The organism is Chthonobacter rhizosphaerae (assembly GCF_013839525.1).
In the GTDB taxonomy this organism is placed as follows: Bacteria; Pseudomonadota; Alphaproteobacteria; order Rhizobiales; family Pleomorphomonadaceae; genus Chthonobacter; species Chthonobacter rhizosphaerae.
In genome coordinates, this window is record NZ_JACDIS010000001.1 from 560,748 (window position 1) to 576,949 (window position 16,202).

Genomic DNA, 16,202 nt, shown 5'->3' on the forward strand with positions numbered 1-16,202 from the left:
AATATTGAGGTGCGGTATGACGGCGGTTCAAACAGCATTGGGAGGTGCTGGGGCGGCCTCGACAGGGGAGCTTCAGCGCAGGATCGGCTGGCGCGACGCCTTCTGGATCGCGAGCGGCGTACCGGCGCTCGTGCTCTTCTCGGTCGGCTCCATCGCGGCGACGGTCGGAACGCCGTCGTGGCTCGTCTGGATGATCTCCATTTCGATGGGCTTCGTCCAGGCCTTCACCTACGCCGAGATCGCGGGGCTCTTTCCCAACAAGTCCGGCGGCGCGTCCGTCTACGGCGCGGTCGCCTGGGTGCGCTACGGCAAGCTATTCGCGCCGCTGTCGGTCTGGTGCAACTGGCTGGCCTGGTCGCCGGTGCTGGCCATCGGCGCCGGGCTCGCGGCGGGCTATGTCCTGTCGCTCCTCTTCGCGGCCGACGCCGCCATCAACACGTGGCAGCTCACCATCCTGGATCTCGGATCCGTCAAGGAGGGCCTCACGCTCCGGATCAACGGCACATTCCTGGTCGGCGCCGTGATCCTTCTCATCGCTTTCGCGATCCAGCACCGGGGCATCTCGTCCACCGCCAAGGTGCAGACCATCATCGGCGCGGCGGCCCTGATGCCGCTCATCATCATCGGCGTGGTCCCGCTGCTCACCGGCGACGTGGTGATGGCCAACCTGACGCCGCTGGTGCCGCTCGCCCACGACGCGGCCGACAATCCGGTGCCGGGCGCCTGGACCACCGCCGGCTTCACGGTCATGGCCGGCGGCCTCTTCATCGCGGCCTGGTCCACCTACGCCTTCGAGACGGCCGTCTGCTACACGCGCGAGTTCCGCGATCCGGGCCGGGACACCTTCAAGGCCATCCTGGCGTCGGGCATCCTCTGCATCCTGGTGTTCTCGATCGTCCCGCTCACCTTCCAGGGCGTGCTGGGCCTTGAGGGCATGCTCGCCCCCGAGATCTACGACGGCACCGGCGTCGCCGCCGCCATGGCGGCCATGGTCGACGGCGGCCCGCTGGTGGAGACCGTGATCGTCGTCATGCTGGTGTTCTCGCTCGTCCTGGCGATCATCACCTCCATGGCAGGGTCCTCGCGCACCCTCTACCAGGCCGCCAAGGATGGCTGGCTGCCGCGCTACCTGGACCAGGCGAACGAGAACGGCGCCCCCACCCGGGCCATGTGGACGGACCTCGGCTTCAACCTCGTGCTCCTCATGATGTCGGACTACGTGTTCGTGCTGGCGATCTCGAACGTCTGCTACATCATGTTCAACTTCCTGAACCTGAACTCCGGCTGGATCCACCGGCTCGACCGCCCGACCTGGGACCGGCCGTTCCGGGCGCCCACGTGGCTCCTGGCCATCGGCACCGCCTTCTCGTTCGTGAACCTCGTCTTCCTCGGCATGGGGGCGAACATCTGGGGCGAAGGCACCCTCGTCACCGGCGTGCTGGTGGCCGCCATGATCCTGCCGGTGTTCGTGTGGCGCCACTACGTGGTCGACAAGGGCCACTTCCCGGACGCCATGAAGGAAGACCTCCACCTCGGCCCCGGTCAGGCCGTCGTCAGGCGGGCGGGCGTCCTGCCCTACCTCGCCCTCGCCGCCGGCGTCGCCGTCGTGCTGATCGCCAACGCCGTCGCGTCCTCCGGCTGACGCGGAGAGGCCCGGCGGCGGGGAGGCCGCCGGGCCTCGACCTTTCCATCAAGAGACGAGGGAACAGGACACGTGCTGATCTCCGGCATTCACAGCAGACCCAAGTACGCCGGCCTGAGGGTCGATCGGTCGGGTACGCATCACATCATCCTCTCCGACACGCCCCGTGACATCGCCCGGATGGTCGAGGGCCTGGAGCCCGCCCCCGGTCCGACCGAGGTGTGGACGGTGGTCGGGGCCTGCACCGTCACGGCCGCGGAGGAGCGCGGCCCGGACGGGTCCGTCGTCCGGCGGGCCTTCCGGTCCCGGCCCCTGATGTTCGACATGCTCGGCCATCGGCTGGCGCGGGAATCCATGGGCCTTCGCCTCTACGCCATCGGCGAGGAGGCCTTCCTGTGGGACGTCGCCGCGCTCGCCCGCTCCTTCGGGGTGGACGGGGATGAGATCCAGCTCGACCACGCGGGATCGGAGCGCCGCCGGGTGTTCTGCGTCCACTGCCGGGCGATGACCGAGAACGTCAGGACCAACATCGTGGCCTGCGTGGGCTGCGGCGCGCACCTGACGGTCCGGGACCATTTCTCCAAGCGCCTCGCCGCCTTCATGGGCGTCCAGGCGGACGCGGAAGTGCGCGGAGACCTGCCGCCGGTGGAGGAGATCTTCCGATGACGACCGAATTCCTCGTTCCGCTGCGCGTCCGCGAGGTCGAGCCGCTCTCTCCGCTCCTGAAGTCCTTCGTGTTCGAGGCGGCGGATGGCGGCCCGGTCCATCCGGCCGGCGCCGGCGCGCACCTGCGCCTCCTGCTGCAGAACCGGCACCAGCGCTGGAAGAACGCCTATTCAATCGTTTCAAACCCGCATGACCGCAGCCATCTGTCGATCATCGTCCGCAAGGTGGCGCAGTCGCGGGGCGGCTCCGCCTTCATGCACACCGAAGTGAGGACGGGCGACGTCCTCGCGTCCAACCCGCCGGCCAACCTCTTTCCCATCGCCAAGACCGCCCGGCGGCACGTGATGGTGAGCGGCGGCATCGGGGTGACGCCCTTCCTCTCTTACATCCGGGCGTTCCAGTCGTCCGGCGCCCCGTGGGAGCTGCACCACTTCTGCCGCGAGGACGAGGGCGCCCTGTTCGAGCGGCTGCTCGCTCCCTACGGCGGCGGGCGGATTCACGTCCACGCCGGCCAGGACCTGTCCATCCTCGACGCCTCCCTCCGCTCCCAGGCGCTCGGATCCCACCTCTACACCTGCGGGCCGGGGCCCATGATGGACGCGGTGCTGGAGAAGGCGGCCGGCGCCGGCTGGCCGAAGGGCAAGCTCCACTCGGAATCCTTCGGCGGAGAGGCGATGGGCGGCGCCCCCTTCACGGCGGTGCTGATGAGGTCCGGCATCGAGGTGGAGGTCGGCCCGGAGACGACCCTCCTCGACGCCCTGGAGGCGGCCGGCGTCGACGCGCCCTGCCTCTGCCGGGGAGGAGCCTGCGGGCAGTGCGAGACCGCCGTCATCGAGGGCGTCCCGGAACACCGCGACCACTATCTCAACGAGGCCGAGCGCGCCTCCAACACGTCGATCATGACCTGCGTGTCGCGGTCGAAGACACAGCGGATCCTGCTGGATCTCTGACCCTATCGGGAGGACGGACATGACTCTCAGTTTCAAGCCGCAGGAGACGTTCCGCGACGACTTCTCCTACCGGAACAGCGACGAAGCGATCCTGCGCTTCCCGTTCCCGTTCGTCGAAGACAGCTACATGTATTCGGTGAACATCGAGCCGCACGTGAAGGGCGGTCCGACGCCCGCCTTCCACGCGGCGTTCGACGTGGACGAGCACTATGTGGCCGAGTGCCAGGAGCGGGCGATCGTGCTCGCCCAGGATCCGAGCCGGTGCAAGGTTCTGCCCCACATGATCGAAGCCGAGTGGGACACGCTCGAGCTCATCATGGAGAGCCTCGCCGCCGACTATCCCGAGCACTTCTCGCTCACCCGCTCCGGCACCGCCTGGACCTGGGAGAACCGGCCGCTCGGCATCCGCGACAGCTTCACCTTCGGCGACGCGACCACCCTGCCCTACGGCCCGTTCGAATACATCACCCGCCAGGCCCAGGGCGACTTCACCCTCCAGGACCAGCGCGACGACAACCTGTTCGTCGACGGCGGCATGATCACCTGCCAGGCGGACTGGTCGCTGGAGTTCAACATCGGCATGAGCTTCCACGAGTGGCACGGCCCCGTGCCGCTCGCCCACGAGAAGGGCGTGTTCGACCGTGCCCTGAAGTATCTCCTGCGCCTGCAGAACGGCCAGCCCGTGCGCCGGCTGAACTGGACCATGACGGTGAACCCGCGCATGGACACCAGCCCGGAGAACTACCCGCTCTGGGGCGCCGACCGTACCACGGTCACGCCGGAGAACGTCGGCCGCAAGCTGCACCTCCGGGTGGAGTTGCAGACCCTGTTCAGGCTGCCGCGCTCCAACGCGATCCTCTTCGGGATCCGCTGCTACCTCTGCAACCTGGAGGACATCGCGCGCGTGCCGAAGTGGGGCAAGCGCCTGCACCGGGTCCTCCGCGATCTCGATCCGGCCCTGGAGGACTACAAGGGCCTGACCCGCTATCGCCAGACCGCCGTCGCCTACCTGTCGCGGTTCGACGACGGCGCCGACCTCTCCCTCGGCATCCAGCCGGACGTGGACCGGCTCTGACCGGCCCCGTCCCCGGCTGACCCCACTCCCGAGGCCGAAGCCCCGGGCGCGACGCCGGCGCAAGCACGCGCCGGCGCGACGCCGGCCGTCTGTCCGGCGAGGACCTTTAAGCCTCCTGTCCCGGTAAACCGGATTGGTTCGCGCAATCACCCCCCGCGGCGCCCTCGAGGCCGCGGGACCGCGATCGCATGTCCGGACCTGTTCGTCAGCTGCAACCAAGGAAAAAGGGGAACGGACATGACAGCCGTCTTGGAAACGCCGGGCGTCGCGCCGGCAGGCAAACTGCACCGATCGATCGACTGGACAGGGGCCTTCTGGGTCGCCAGCGGCGTGCCGCCGCTCGTCCTGTTCTCGATCGGCGGCATCGCCGGCACCACGGGCAACATCGCCTTCATGATCTGGACCGTGTCCATGGTCATGGGCTTCCTGCAATCCTTCACCTATGCGGAGATCGCGGGCCTCTTCCCGAACAAGTCCGGCGGCGCGTCCGTCTACGGAGCCTCCGCCTGGGTGCGCTACAGCAAGCTCATCGCGCCCCTGTCCGTGTGGTGCAACTGGTTCGCCTGGTCGCCGGTGCTGTCGCTCGGCTGCTCCATCGCGGCCGCCTACATCCTGAACGCGCTCGCGCCGATCCCGAGCGTCGAATCCGCCGCCGTGGCCGACTGGCTGGCGGCCAACGGCGCGTCGCTCGCCGTTCCGGACGCCGAGAAGGCGGCCGCGGCGGTCACCGCCCTCACGCCGGAGATCCGCACCTGGACTCTCCACAGCCAAAGCCTCGGGCCGGTGAGCTTCTCGCTGAACGCGTCCTTCTTCATCGGCGCGGCCCTCATGCTGTTCGTGTTCGCCGTCCAGCACCGGGGCATCCTCGGCACCGCCAACGTGCAGAAGTGGATCGGCGTGTTCGTGCTCGTGCCGCTCGTCATCGTGGGCCTCGTGCCGCTGATCACCGGCCAGGTGGACTGGGGCAACTTCTCGCCCTTCGTGCCCCTGTCCGAGCCCTACGTGCCCAGCAACGGCAGCTGGACCATCGCCGGCTGGACCCTCGCGCTCGGCGGCATGTTCATCGCGGCCTGGTCCACCTACGGGTTCGAGACCGCCATCTGCTACACGAGCGAGTTCAAGGACCCTTCGCGCGACACCTTCAAGGCCATCTTCTACTCCGGCCTCCTCTGCCTGACCCTGTTCACCCTGGTCCCGTTCACCTTCCAGGGCGTCCTCGGCCTCGACGGCATGCTGGAGACCTCCATCGTGGACGGCTCCGGCGTGGCGGCGGCCATGGCCGCCATGGTAGGCGGCGGTGAGATCGCCGAGAACATGCTCGTCATGCTGATGATCCTGGCGCTGCTCCTCGCCATCATGACGGCCATGGCCGGGTCGTCGCGGACGCTCTACCAGGGTTCCGTGGACGGCTGGCTGCCGCGCTATCTCAGCCACGTCAACGAGCACGGCGCGCCGACGCGGGCCATGTGGACCGACCTGATCGTCAACCTGGCGGTGCTGGCCATCGCCTGCGCCGACGCGACGAGCTTCTTCTTCATCCTCGCCGTTTCCAACTGCGGCTACATCATCTTCAACTTCCTGAACCTCAACGCGGGCTGGATCCACCGGCTCGATTCCGCCCACATCCCGCGCCCCTACCGGGCGCCGGCCTGGCTGCTCGGCCTCGGCGGCGTCTTCGCCTTCGTGAACGCCGTCTTCATGGGCGCCGGCGCGAAGGTGTGGAACCCGATGGCGCTCTGGGCCGGGCTCTTCACCGCGGGCCTCATCATCCCGGTCTTCCTCTACCGTCACTACGTCCAGGACGGCGGGCGCTTCCCGGACCAGATGCTCGAGGACCTGCACATCCGCTCCCAGGCGGACCTCTCCAGGCGCAAGGCGGGCGTCCTGCCCTACCTGGCGCTCGCCGGCGGCATCGTCGTCGTGCTCGTCTCCAACTGGCTCTTCCAGCTCTGAAGCGGCGGTCCGCGTCCTGGCTCGCGTGCCCCGGCACGCGAGCCTCCACCGTCTCTTTCCATTCTTCAAGGGAAACTTTGTTGACAGTCAGGGATGCCGGTGGCAACGTGATGTCGGGCCAGAACGACTGTCCGGCACAACAAAAAGTTCGACGACCGAACAAAAAAGAATTCGCCCAACCAGGATAGGTCAAGACATGACGAAGAACTTCTCTCGCAATTCCGTGCTGAACCAACGTCATGAACAGCTCGGAACCAAGTTCGAAGCCTCGTGGAACGACATGCCGCTTCCGCAGTACTATTCGACGGATCCGTACGAGGAGACGGCGGCGGTACGCTATCGGGCGGGTCTGTTCGACGTCTCGGCGCTGCGGATGATCAACGTCACCGGGCCGGACGCCGCCGCCATGCTGGACGCGCTCCTCACGTCCGACATCCGCAAGCTCCGGAAGGGCCAGTCCGCGATCAGCAACATCGTGGACGAGAACGGCTCGCTGATCGACGACGTGCTCGTCTACTGCGACGGACCCGACGCGTTCCGGCTGTCCCACGGCGGCGGCTCGCTGGAGGAGGTGCTGCCGGCGTTCGCCGAAGGCCGCGACGTCAAGGTGGAGAAGGACAGCGACGTCCACATCCTGTCCCTGCAGGGCCCCAAGGCGCTCGACATCCTGAAGCCCCACACGCCGTTCGACCTCTCGTCCCTGCGCTATTTCCAGCACGCGGAGACCACCCTCTTCGGCCGCAAGGTGTCGCTCGCCCGGGGCGGCTACTCGGCGGAGCGCGGCTACGAGGTGTTCTGCTCGGCCGCCGACGCGGTCCATCTCTGGGACGCCATCCTGGAGGCGGGCAAGCCCTACGGCGCCATGCCGGTGTCCTGGGCCTGCCTCGACATCGTGCGCGTGGAAGGCGGACTCCTGTTCTTCCCCTACGACATGCCGCGCGGCGACGAGACCCCGTGGGAGGTCGGCGCCGACTGGACCGTCGACCTCGACAAGGCGGATTTCCGGGGCAAGGCGGCGCTGATCCGGCGCAAGTCCGAGCAGCGCGTGAAGCAGGCCGGACTGGAGATCGATCATCACGCCGCCATCGAGCCCGGCGCCAGGCTCTACAAGGACGGCCGTGAGGTCGGCACGGTGAACAGCACCACCTACAGCCGGCACCTGATGCGCTCGATCGCCCTCGTGCACGTCACGCCCGACCTCTCGGCCTACGGGACGGAGCTGGAAGTGCGAAGCAACGACGGCACGTTCACCGGCCGGATCGTCAAGACGCCGTTCTACGACCCGCTACGCCTGCGCACCCACCCGCTTGACGAGCGCGCCTGACATCGGTCCGTCAGGATGCGACACGACGGCCGCCGGCCCCATACGGCGGCCGTCGGCATTTTCAGGACGAAGCCCTTTCCACCCCGTTCCTTGCCTCTGGTCGATTTTGAGAGATGGCCACCCCTTCGCCGGCGGCTGACGCCGGTCGACGGATGCGGGCGCCGGCGGGCCGCCTCGGACGGAGATCCGGGCAAAGCCGTCCGACCCGCTCATCGGGCCCGATGGCCGACCGATCCAACACCAAAATGCCCGCCGGATCGCTCCAGCGGGCCTTTTTTTGCGGTCTCGGACGGTCCGGCCGAAGCGGCGGGCGCCGGCGGCGGAGCCTTCTGCCCGGGCCGCCGGCGGGTCTTCCTCCCCTCACGCCCTGACGCGGGCCTTAGTCGGGTCGTAATGCGGGAAGGGCACCACGGTGGCCGGGATGCGCTTCTGATGGCCGTCCAGCTTGCCGACCTCCAGGGTCGAGCCCGGTTCGCCGTAGGTCACGTCCACCCGCGCCAGGGCGATCACCTTGCCGAGCACGGGCGAGCGGGTCGCGCTCGTCACCACGCCGACCTGCGCCCGGCCCACATGGATGCAGTCTCCGTGGCCGATCGGATCGTTGCCGGCGAACTCCAGCCCGACCAGCCGGCGGGCCGGGTGCTCGCGGCGCCGGGCCAGGGCCTCCTTGCCGACGAACCAGTCGGGCTTGTCCGCCGGCACGGTGAAGCCGATGCCGGCTTCGAACGGGTCGGTCTGGTCGCAGAAGTCGTAGCCCGCGAACACGAGGCCGGCTTCGATCCGCACCATGTCCAGCGCCGCGAGGCCGAACGGCACCATGCCGTGCAGCGTGCCTGCCGCCTCGATAGCCTCCCAGACCGCCGCGCCGTTGGCCGGATGGCACCAGACCTCGTAGCCGAGCTCGCCGGTGTAGCCCGTGCGCGAGATCATCACCGGCGCGCCGGCGATCTTGCCCATGGTGAAGCGGAACCACTTCAGCTCGTCCATGCCGGCCTGGTGCGGCGGCGTCTCGACGATCGACCGCAGGATCTCCCGCGACTTCGGTCCCTGCACGGCCGCGTTGTGCAGCTGGTCCGTGGACGATTTCACCCAGACCTTCAGGCCGTGCGTCTCGGCGAGCTGGCGCATCCAGACGCCGACGAACTCGTCGCCGCAGACCACGCGGAAGTTGTTCTCGGCGAGGCGGAACACCGTCCCGTCGTCGATCATGCCGCCGTGCTCGTAGCAGATGGCCGTGTAGACCACCTGCCCGACCGCCAGCTTGCGGATGTTGCGCGTCACCGTCATCTGCACCAGCGCCTCGGCGTCGGGGCCGAGCACCTCGAACTTGCGCAGGGCGGACAGGTCCATGATGACGGCCCGTTCGCGGCAGGCCCAGTATTCCTCGATCGGGCCGGCCGTCGCGAAGCTTTCCGGCAGCCAGAAGCCGCGGTACTCCTGGAACTTGCGCGTCCGGGCCGAGGTGCTCGGGTGGAACCCGGTCTCCCGGGTCAGCTTCGGGGCGGAATCGGGGGTCATGCGGTGCGCTATGCCTTTCGAGAAGGAGCAGGACGCGTCATAGACTCGGACGTGGATGTCCGTCGGGTCCCAGCCGTTCGCCGGGTCGATGTCGTCCGCGCACGAGGACGAGGCGCAGACGAGGTCGGTGAGGGCGCGCAGGAGCACGTAGTCTCCCGGCTGCGACCACGGCTCGTCCATGCCGATCCGGTCGTCGGCGCCGACGAAGGTGTTGTAGAAGAAGTTGATCGCCGGCCACCCCATCCTGGACGCCACCCCGTACGGGGCGAGCACGCGGTTGAAGTTGTCCGTGCAGTTGTCGTGGCCGGGATAACCCATATCGTCGTAGTATTTCGCGCTGCACGCCAGCATGAAGGTGTCGTGCCGCCCGACCGTGTCGCGGACGATCTCGACCAGGGGGCGCTGGCGTTCGTCGAAATACTTGGAGTGGAGGCCCGGTCCTGGGTTCGCCGAGCCCATGAGCGTGCGGGTCGTGGTCGGGTCGAGGCCGAACTCGCGGCCTTCCGCGAGCGCGGCGGCGTCGAAGGCCAGGAAGTCGGAACACTGGCGGCCGTCGACGTCGATGATCTGGATGTAGTCGCCCGCCTTCACCCGGTAGGCCTCGGCCGTCGCCGCCCGCACCCGCAGGTCGAGCTTGGGCTCCGCCAGCGGCGCCGGCGCCCGGCCGCGGTTCGCGGCGCCCGCTTCGATCTCCACGACGAGGTCCGTCGGGGCGTCCTGGCTGTCGGGCGCCATGGGCCCGCCCGGCGCGACGAGGAGGCAGGTGAGCGCGCCGTCGGCGGTGAAGCTCACCCGCGATCCCGGCGCGCCGTCCGCCCCGAACATCCTGGCGATCCGGAGACCGCCGGCTGCGGCGGCCCGGAAGGCGTCCGCGTCGCCGGCCGCGCCCTGCAGCGCCGCCGCCACGACATCCACGGTCGCGGCCTCCACCTCGAGGGCCGGCTCGAACCGGGCCTCGCCGGAGCCGGCGAGGACCAGCACGCCGGCCTGGCGGCCCTCCGGATCCACGATGTGGACCCGGTCGCCCGCCTCCACGGCGAAGATCAGGCCGCCCCCGCCCGGCACCCCGTGTCGGACGCGGCGCTGCGGATCGGCGAGAGCGGGGCTTTGCGGGACGGGTCGCGCGGTCACGTTCATGGCGGGCCTCACAATGGAAAGAGCCAGGCGGCGGACCGCCTGGCGACAGGGATGGCGCGGGTCCGGGGAAGCGGCTATTCGGCCGCGACCGGAACCGTCAGGAAGGCCTCCAGACTGTCGTCGAGAGCCTCGATCCAGGCCGTGTGGTGGACGGGCGCCCGGTTGCCGGTCATGACCGAGACATAGGAATTGTCCCGGTAGCCCATGATGCTCTTCTCCTTGTCGTGCTCCCACTCCTTGAAGAGGTCGCAGACGCGCTTGATGTCGAACATCGGGTAGTCCGTCGCCCCGATCAGGTCCTGGACGTAGTCGCCCTGGAAATCGATGCTCTGGAACGGATCCTCCAGCGCCTCCTCGCGGGTGCGCCAGCCCCGGATGTCGGCGTCCTGGTCGGCGTCCGCCGGCAGCGCGATCCGGCCCAGCATGACGTCGCGGGCATACCAGGCCTGGGCGTCGAACATGTTGAACGTGAAATACTGGTCCTGCATCCCGAGATACATCAGCTTCGGATTGCCGCGCCAGAAGATGCCCTTGTAGAGATTGGCCGGATAGAGTCGGTTGTTGGTCTTCAGCCGCAGGCTGTCCGGCAGGAACGGGAAGTGGTGCAGGTAGCCGGTGCAGAGCACGATGGCGTCGACGTCCGCCGACGTGCCGTCCTTGAAGTGCGCCACCTTGCCGGTCAGCCTGGTCAGGAGCGGCTTGACCGTGAAGCAGTCCGGCCATTCGAAGGTCAGCGGCCGGGTCCGATAGCTGAACGTAATCGATTTAGCCCCGTACTTGTAGCACTGGCTGGCGATGTCCTCGGCCGAATAGCTGCTGCCGACGACCAGGAGGTTCTTGCCGACGAACTCGTTGGCGTCGCGGAAGTCGTGGGCGTGCATGACGCGCCCGGGGAAGACCTCGATGCCCGGGAAGTGCGGCACGTTCGGCGTGGAGAAATGGCCCGAGGCCACGACCACGTAGTCGAACTCCTCCGAATAGAGCTCGTCCTTCTTCAGGTCCTTGACCGTCACGGTGAACTTGCCGGTCTCCTCCGAATAGTCCACCCAGCGCGCGACGGTGTTGAAGCGCACGAAGCGCCGGACGTCGCTCTTGGCGACCCGGCCCATGATGTAGTCGTGCAGCACGGCGCGCGGCGGATAGGACGGGATCGGCCGGCCGAAATGCTCCTCGAAGCTGTAGTCGGCGAACTCCAGGCATTCCTTCGGGCCGTTCGACCACAGATAGCGGTACATGCTGCCGTGGACCGGCTCGCCGTATTCGTCCACGCCCGTCCGCCAGGTGTAGTTCCACAAACCGCCCCAGTCCGACTGCTTCTCGAAGCAGACCAGGTCCGGAACCTCGGCTCCCGTCCGGCCGGCCGATTGGAAGGCGCGCAACTGGGCGAGTCCGCTCGGCCCGGCTCCGATGATGGCGACACGTTTCGTCATGTCTCTTCCCTGTCTGGTGTTCGCGGGAACTCGGAGCCGAGGTCTCGATCGAGGCTCCTCCCCCGACTTTGGCTCCTGACAAGGATGGTCGGCCATCATTTCTTGGTTGTCAATCAGATTGCCTGAAGAAATATATACGTCGGACTATTGGGCGCCAACATTCTTATAAAGAAACCCATTTACTCTCCATGGAAAGTCGGCTAGCGTCATGAAGCTCGGAAGCCTCCAGTTCCGAGCCGAACGACCGGACGGGCGAAGCAGCCGGTGCGCCATCGCCGGCGCTTCCTCCGGGCCCCGCTCCCTGGCCCGCACGACGGTACTTTGGCGGAAGGACCTCTCCCTCGAGGTCCTTCCGCCCATTCCCGTTTCGTCACGGATCGGGCCAAAGCCACCCTCGAAAGCCACCCTCGAAGCCACTCTCCATGGCCCGTCCCGCGCGGCCCCGGAACCATGGCCGGAAAGGCCCCGCCATGACCGGCGCGGCCTTCCCCGAGCCGCGGCGCGGCTTCAACCAATCTGAGGCCCGGCGGGCGAACCGCTGACGTCCGATGGGCCGCCGCCCGGCGGCTCCACCTGTTGGCGCAACCGCCGCCGGCGACGGGCCGGCCCGGCGGCCGGCCTCGCCTCATGCGGCGGCGACCGAGACGCCGAATTCGGCGGCGGCGTGCACGACCGCCTCCAGGAGCGACTCGCCGTAGCTCCGGGACACCGCGAGCTCCAGGCCGCCCGACGGCGTCCGCCGGACCTGGACGCTCATGCCGTGCAGCTCGGTCTGCGCCGCCGTCCCCTCGGCGAGGGCGGCGACGTCCAGCCGGATCAGCTTGCGCAGGGCCGGCCGGCTCTCCGGACCGTCCAGCCGGATCACCGCGAACCCGTCGGTCACGTCGAGGAAGGCCCCGTCCGGCCCGACCGCCTCGCGGAGGCGATCCGCGTCCCGGCCGCGGTCCGCCCCGGACAGCACCACGTGCCAGCGCCCCGGCCCGGCGCCCAGCACCTCCACCGCCCCGGGCGATGCGCCGCCGGCGCGCCGGGCGAAGGCCGCGAGACGATCCCGCAGGGCGGCGGACGCCCCTTTCCGCGCCTCCACGGCGATCCGCACGTGGGGCGGCTGCAGCAGGATGGACACCCGCTCGCGCCCGGGCACCGTCCTGGTGTCGACGACCGGCATCCCGATCGCCGGAGCGAGAGCCGCGTGGCCCGATGAGGCGGGTCTAGGCGTCATGGATGCGGTTTCCTTCCGGATCGACGAAGCAGGGCGGCACGATCTCGGCCAGCATGTCCGTGTTGCGGATGCCGTCCCAGACCCGGACGACCTCGCCCAGGCGGTCAGGCCCGCCGGCCACCATGGCGAGCGCGATGGACGACCGGGCCGTGGGCGACCAGGCGGCGGAGGTGATCCAGCCGAGGTCGTTGGCCGCCTCCGGAGCCGCGCCCTTGGCGAGCACGTGGGCGCCGCCGCGCAGCCGATCGGCCGCATCGACCGGCTTCAGGCCGACCAGCCTGGCCCGCCGCCCGTCGGTCAGATCCTGGCGGGCCGACAGCACGCGGCCGACATGGTCCTTGTCCGTCGCGAGGGCCGGGGCGAGCCCGAGATCGGCCGCGGTGGTCTGGCCGTTGATCTCGGCGCCCGCCGGGTAGCCCTTCTCCACCCGCATCACGGCCATCGCCTCGGTGCCGTAGGCCGTGATGCCGTGCTCGGCGCCGACCTCCATGATCCGCCGCGCGAAGGCCTCGCCGTAGCGGGCCGGCACGCCGATCTCGAATGCCCGCTCGCCCGAGAAGGAGAGGCCGTAGAGCCGGGCCGGCACGCCGCCGCACACGGTCACCTCGCGGCAGCTCATGGGCGGAAAACCCGCCATGTCCACCACGGTCGGCGCGTCCACGAGGGCGCCCACCACCCGGGCCGACTTCGGACCAGCCACGGCGAGCTGCGCCCAGGCGTCGGTCACGGCCGTCAGCGTCACGTCGAGGTCCGGCCACAGCACCTGCCGGCAGTATTGCATGTGCCGGTAGACCGCCGCCGCGTGGACGGTGGACACGAAGGCGAAGAAGCGGTCCGGCGCGAAACGGGCGATCATCCCGTCGTCCTTCACGATTCCGTCCTCGCGCAGCATCACCATGTAGCCGCAGGAGCCGACCGGAATGGCGCTCGGCCGGGTGGCGCAGACACGGTCCAGGTAGGCGGCCGCGTCGGGGCCCTCCACCTCGATCTTGCCGAGCGTGGAGACGTCGGTCACGCCGACGGCGGACCGTACGGTCTCCACCTCCCGGTTGACCGTCTGGAGCCAGTCCGTCTCGCCGGACCGCGGGAAGTATTGCGGCCGCTTCCACTGGCCGACATCCACGAACACCGCGCCGAGCTCCTGCGCCCAGCCGTGCACCGGGGTGCGCCGGACCGGCCGGAAGGCCGTGCCCCGGTGCCCGCCGGCGACCGCCCCGATCGCCAGCGGCACGGTCGGCGGCCGGGCGAGGGTCACGCCCGTCTGCGGGATCGACTGGTGGCTGAGCAGCGCCATGATGGCGAGGCCGTCCGTGTTCGACGTCCGCCCCTGGTCCGTCGCCATGCCGAGGGTGGTGTAGCGCTTCAGGTGCTCCACCGACCGGAAGCCTTCCCGGTGGGCCAGCATCACGTCCGAGGCGGCCACGTCGTGCTGCAGGTCGACGAAGGCCTTGGCGCCGATGTCGCCCGGCGCGGGCTGCCACCAGGCGGTGCCGACGTCATGGCGCACCACGGCCGTGGTGGGCATCCGGATCGGTTTCATGGCGATGCCGATCTCCCCGAGGGCGTCGCCCGCCGCCCGGATGCCGTCGGCGAGGTCCGCCGAAAGCCCGTAGTGGCCGGCGGCGGCGCCGGCGCAGCGGATCCCCTTCACCGGCTGCGGGATCACGAACCCGGCGATCCGCTCGTTCCAGGTCGGCCGCACGCCGAAGTGGCTGATCAGCTGGATCGACGGATTGAAGCCGCCGGAGACCGCCACGACGTCGACGTCGAGGCGGGATGTCCCGGCGGCGCTGGCGACGTCGATGGCGGTCACGCCGAGCCGGCCATGGGTGTTCGTCACGCGCCCACCGGGGACGGTGCGCACCCGGGCGCCCACGTCCTCGAACCCGGGCGGCGTGGCGCCCCGCGTGTCGATCACTGCTGCGACGGCGGCGCCAGCGGCCAGGAGGTCGCGGGCGGCCGTCCAGCCCGCGTCGGTCGCGGTGTACACGGCGATGCTCTTGCCCGCCGCCACCGCGTGCCGGTTGGCGTAGGACTGAACGGCCCCGGCCAGCATGACGCCCGGCCGGTCGTTGTTGGGAAACACGATCGGCCGTTCGGTCGCGCCGGTCGCCAAGATGGCGGCCTTTGCGACGATGGTCCAGAAGCGCTGCCGGGGCTGGTGGGCCTTCGGCGCCGGCATGTTGTCGGCCACCCGCTCCACCGCCGCGAACGTGCCCTGGTCGAAGGCCGCCACCACGGCGGTCCGGGTCAGCACGGTCACGGTGGGCAGGGCCTTCAGTTCGGCCGCGACCGCGTCGGCGAAGTCCGGCCCGGACTGCCCGTCCACCTCGACCCGTTCGGCGAGGAGCCGCCCGCCGAGGCGGACGTCGTCGTCGCAAAGAACCACCCGCGCGCCGGCGCGTCCGGCGGAGAGCGCCGCCATCAGGCCGGCCGGCCCGCCGCCGACCACGAGGAGGTCGCAGTGGAGGTGGTCGCGCTCGTAGGCGTCCGGATCGGCGACGCCCGCCGCCCGGCCGAGGCCGGCCGCGCGCCGGATGATCGGCTCGTAGACCTTCTCCCAGAAGGATGCCGGCCACATGAAGGTCTTGTAGTAGAAGCCGGCCGCGAACGCCGGCTTCAGGAGGCCGTTGACCGCCATGGCGTCGAATTGGAGAGACGGCCAGCGGTTCTGGCTCATGGACTCCAGGCCGTCGTAGAGCTCCACGACCGTGGCCTTGGTGTTCGGCTCGCGCCGCGCGCCGCTCCGCAGCTCCACCAGCGCGTTCGGCTCCTCGTGCCCCGCCGACAGGACGCCGCGCGGGCGGTGGTACTTGAACGAGCGGCCGAACAGCCGCACGCCGTTGGCAAGGAGCGCGGACGCCAGGGTGTCGCCCGGATGGCCGCCGTAGACGGCGCCGTCGAACGTGAAAGAGAGCCGGCGCGCGCGGTTGATCAGCCCGCCGGTCGGGAGGCGATGGGAGGTCACGACGCCACCTCCATGGTGCGGACCACGGCCGGCGCGGGCTCCTCCTCGCCGGCCGCGTAGGCGACCTCGAGGATGTCGTGGGTGCGCGTGTCGCGCGTGACCAGGAGCCAGCTCTGGCAGCCGATGCCGTGGTACCAGTGCTCCACGTGAAGGCCGGCCGGATTGTCGCGAAGGTACACGTAGTCCACGAAGGCCTCTCGGGCCGCCGGCGTGTCGAGCTCATGGGCCTCGAACACGGGCCTCTGGCGGGCCTCGCCGTGGACGGTGAACTCGATCACGTCGCGAGGGCCGCAGAACGGACAGGGGATGCGCATCTG

At 69.5% G+C, this 16,202-nt stretch carries 11 protein-coding genes; 6 read left to right on the forward strand and 5 right to left on the reverse strand.

From position 1 onward, the window contains the following. Positions 1 to 16: 16 nt before the first annotated feature. From HND91_RS02555 to HND91_RS02580, 6 genes are all read left to right on the forward strand, one after another. Entirely contained in the window at positions 17 to 1,642 is a 1,626-nt protein-coding gene (locus HND91_RS02555; protein WP_181704937.1) for a trimethylamine N-oxide permease, read from the forward strand. A gap of 72 nt (positions 1,643 to 1,714) precedes the next feature. Next, a complete protein-coding gene (locus tag HND91_RS02560) occupies positions 1,715 to 2,308 on the forward strand; it encodes a dimethylamine monooxygenase subunit DmmA family protein (protein ID WP_181704938.1) in 594 nt (197 codons plus the stop codon). Continuing rightward, a complete protein-coding gene (locus tag HND91_RS02565) occupies positions 2,305 to 3,258 on the forward strand; it encodes a PDR/VanB family oxidoreductase (protein WP_181704939.1) in 954 nt (317 codons plus the stop codon). Before HND91_RS02560 ends, HND91_RS02565 begins: the two co-directional genes overlap by 4 nt. A 19-nt stretch (positions 3,259 to 3,277) precedes the next feature. Beyond that, positions 3,278 to 4,333 (forward strand): heme-dependent oxidative N-demethylase family protein, encoded by a 1,056-nt coding sequence (locus HND91_RS02570; protein ID WP_181704940.1) that lies wholly within the window; start codon positions 3,278 to 3,280, stop codon positions 4,331 to 4,333. A gap of 237 nt (positions 4,334 to 4,570) precedes the next feature. After that, positions 4,571 to 6,286: a trimethylamine N-oxide permease gene (locus HND91_RS02575; RefSeq protein ID WP_181704941.1), complete on the forward strand. Its 1,716-nt coding sequence runs from the start codon at positions 4,571 to 4,573 to the stop codon at positions 6,284 to 6,286. Positions 6,287 to 6,482: 196 nt separating this feature from the next. Next, positions 6,483 to 7,610, forward strand: coding sequence for an aminomethyl transferase family protein (locus HND91_RS02580; RefSeq protein WP_181704942.1), 1,128 nt, complete (start codon positions 6,483 to 6,485; stop codon positions 7,608 to 7,610). 360 nt (positions 7,611 to 7,970) lie between these two features. Here the strand turns inward: HND91_RS02580 and HND91_RS02585 are convergent, their stop codons facing one another. The 5 genes from HND91_RS02585 to HND91_RS02605 all read right to left on the reverse strand — a co-directional run bounded on the left by HND91_RS02585 (position 7,971) and on the right by HND91_RS02605 (position 16,199). Further along, the gene (locus tag HND91_RS02585; protein ID WP_181704943.1) at positions 7,971 to 10,265 is read right to left on the reverse strand and encodes a trimethylamine N-oxide demethylase; all 2,295 of its coding nucleotides are present in this window, start codon (positions 10,263 to 10,265) and stop codon (positions 7,971 to 7,973) included. Between the two features lie 74 nt (positions 10,266 to 10,339). Next, positions 10,340 to 11,695, reverse strand: a complete 1,356-nt coding sequence (locus HND91_RS02590; protein WP_181704944.1) for an NAD(P)-binding domain-containing protein — start codon at positions 11,693 to 11,695, stop codon at positions 10,340 to 10,342. Positions 11,696 to 12,320: 625 nt separating this feature from the next. After that, entirely contained in the window at positions 12,321 to 12,917 is a 597-nt protein-coding gene (locus HND91_RS02595) for an aminomethyltransferase family protein (protein WP_181704945.1), read from the reverse strand. Further along, positions 12,907 to 15,885 carry a sarcosine oxidase subunit alpha family protein gene (locus tag HND91_RS02600; RefSeq protein ID WP_181704946.1) on the reverse strand — a complete coding sequence of 993 codons (2,979 nt, stop codon included), beginning with the start codon at positions 15,883 to 15,885 and terminating at the stop codon, positions 12,907 to 12,909. Before HND91_RS02600 ends, HND91_RS02595 begins: the two co-directional genes overlap by 11 nt. Beyond that, entirely contained in the window at positions 15,882 to 16,199 is a 318-nt protein-coding gene (locus tag HND91_RS02605) for a sarcosine oxidase subunit delta (protein WP_181704947.1), read from the reverse strand. Before HND91_RS02605 ends, HND91_RS02600 begins: the two co-directional genes overlap by 4 nt. Positions 16,200 to 16,202 lie beyond the last annotated feature (3 nt).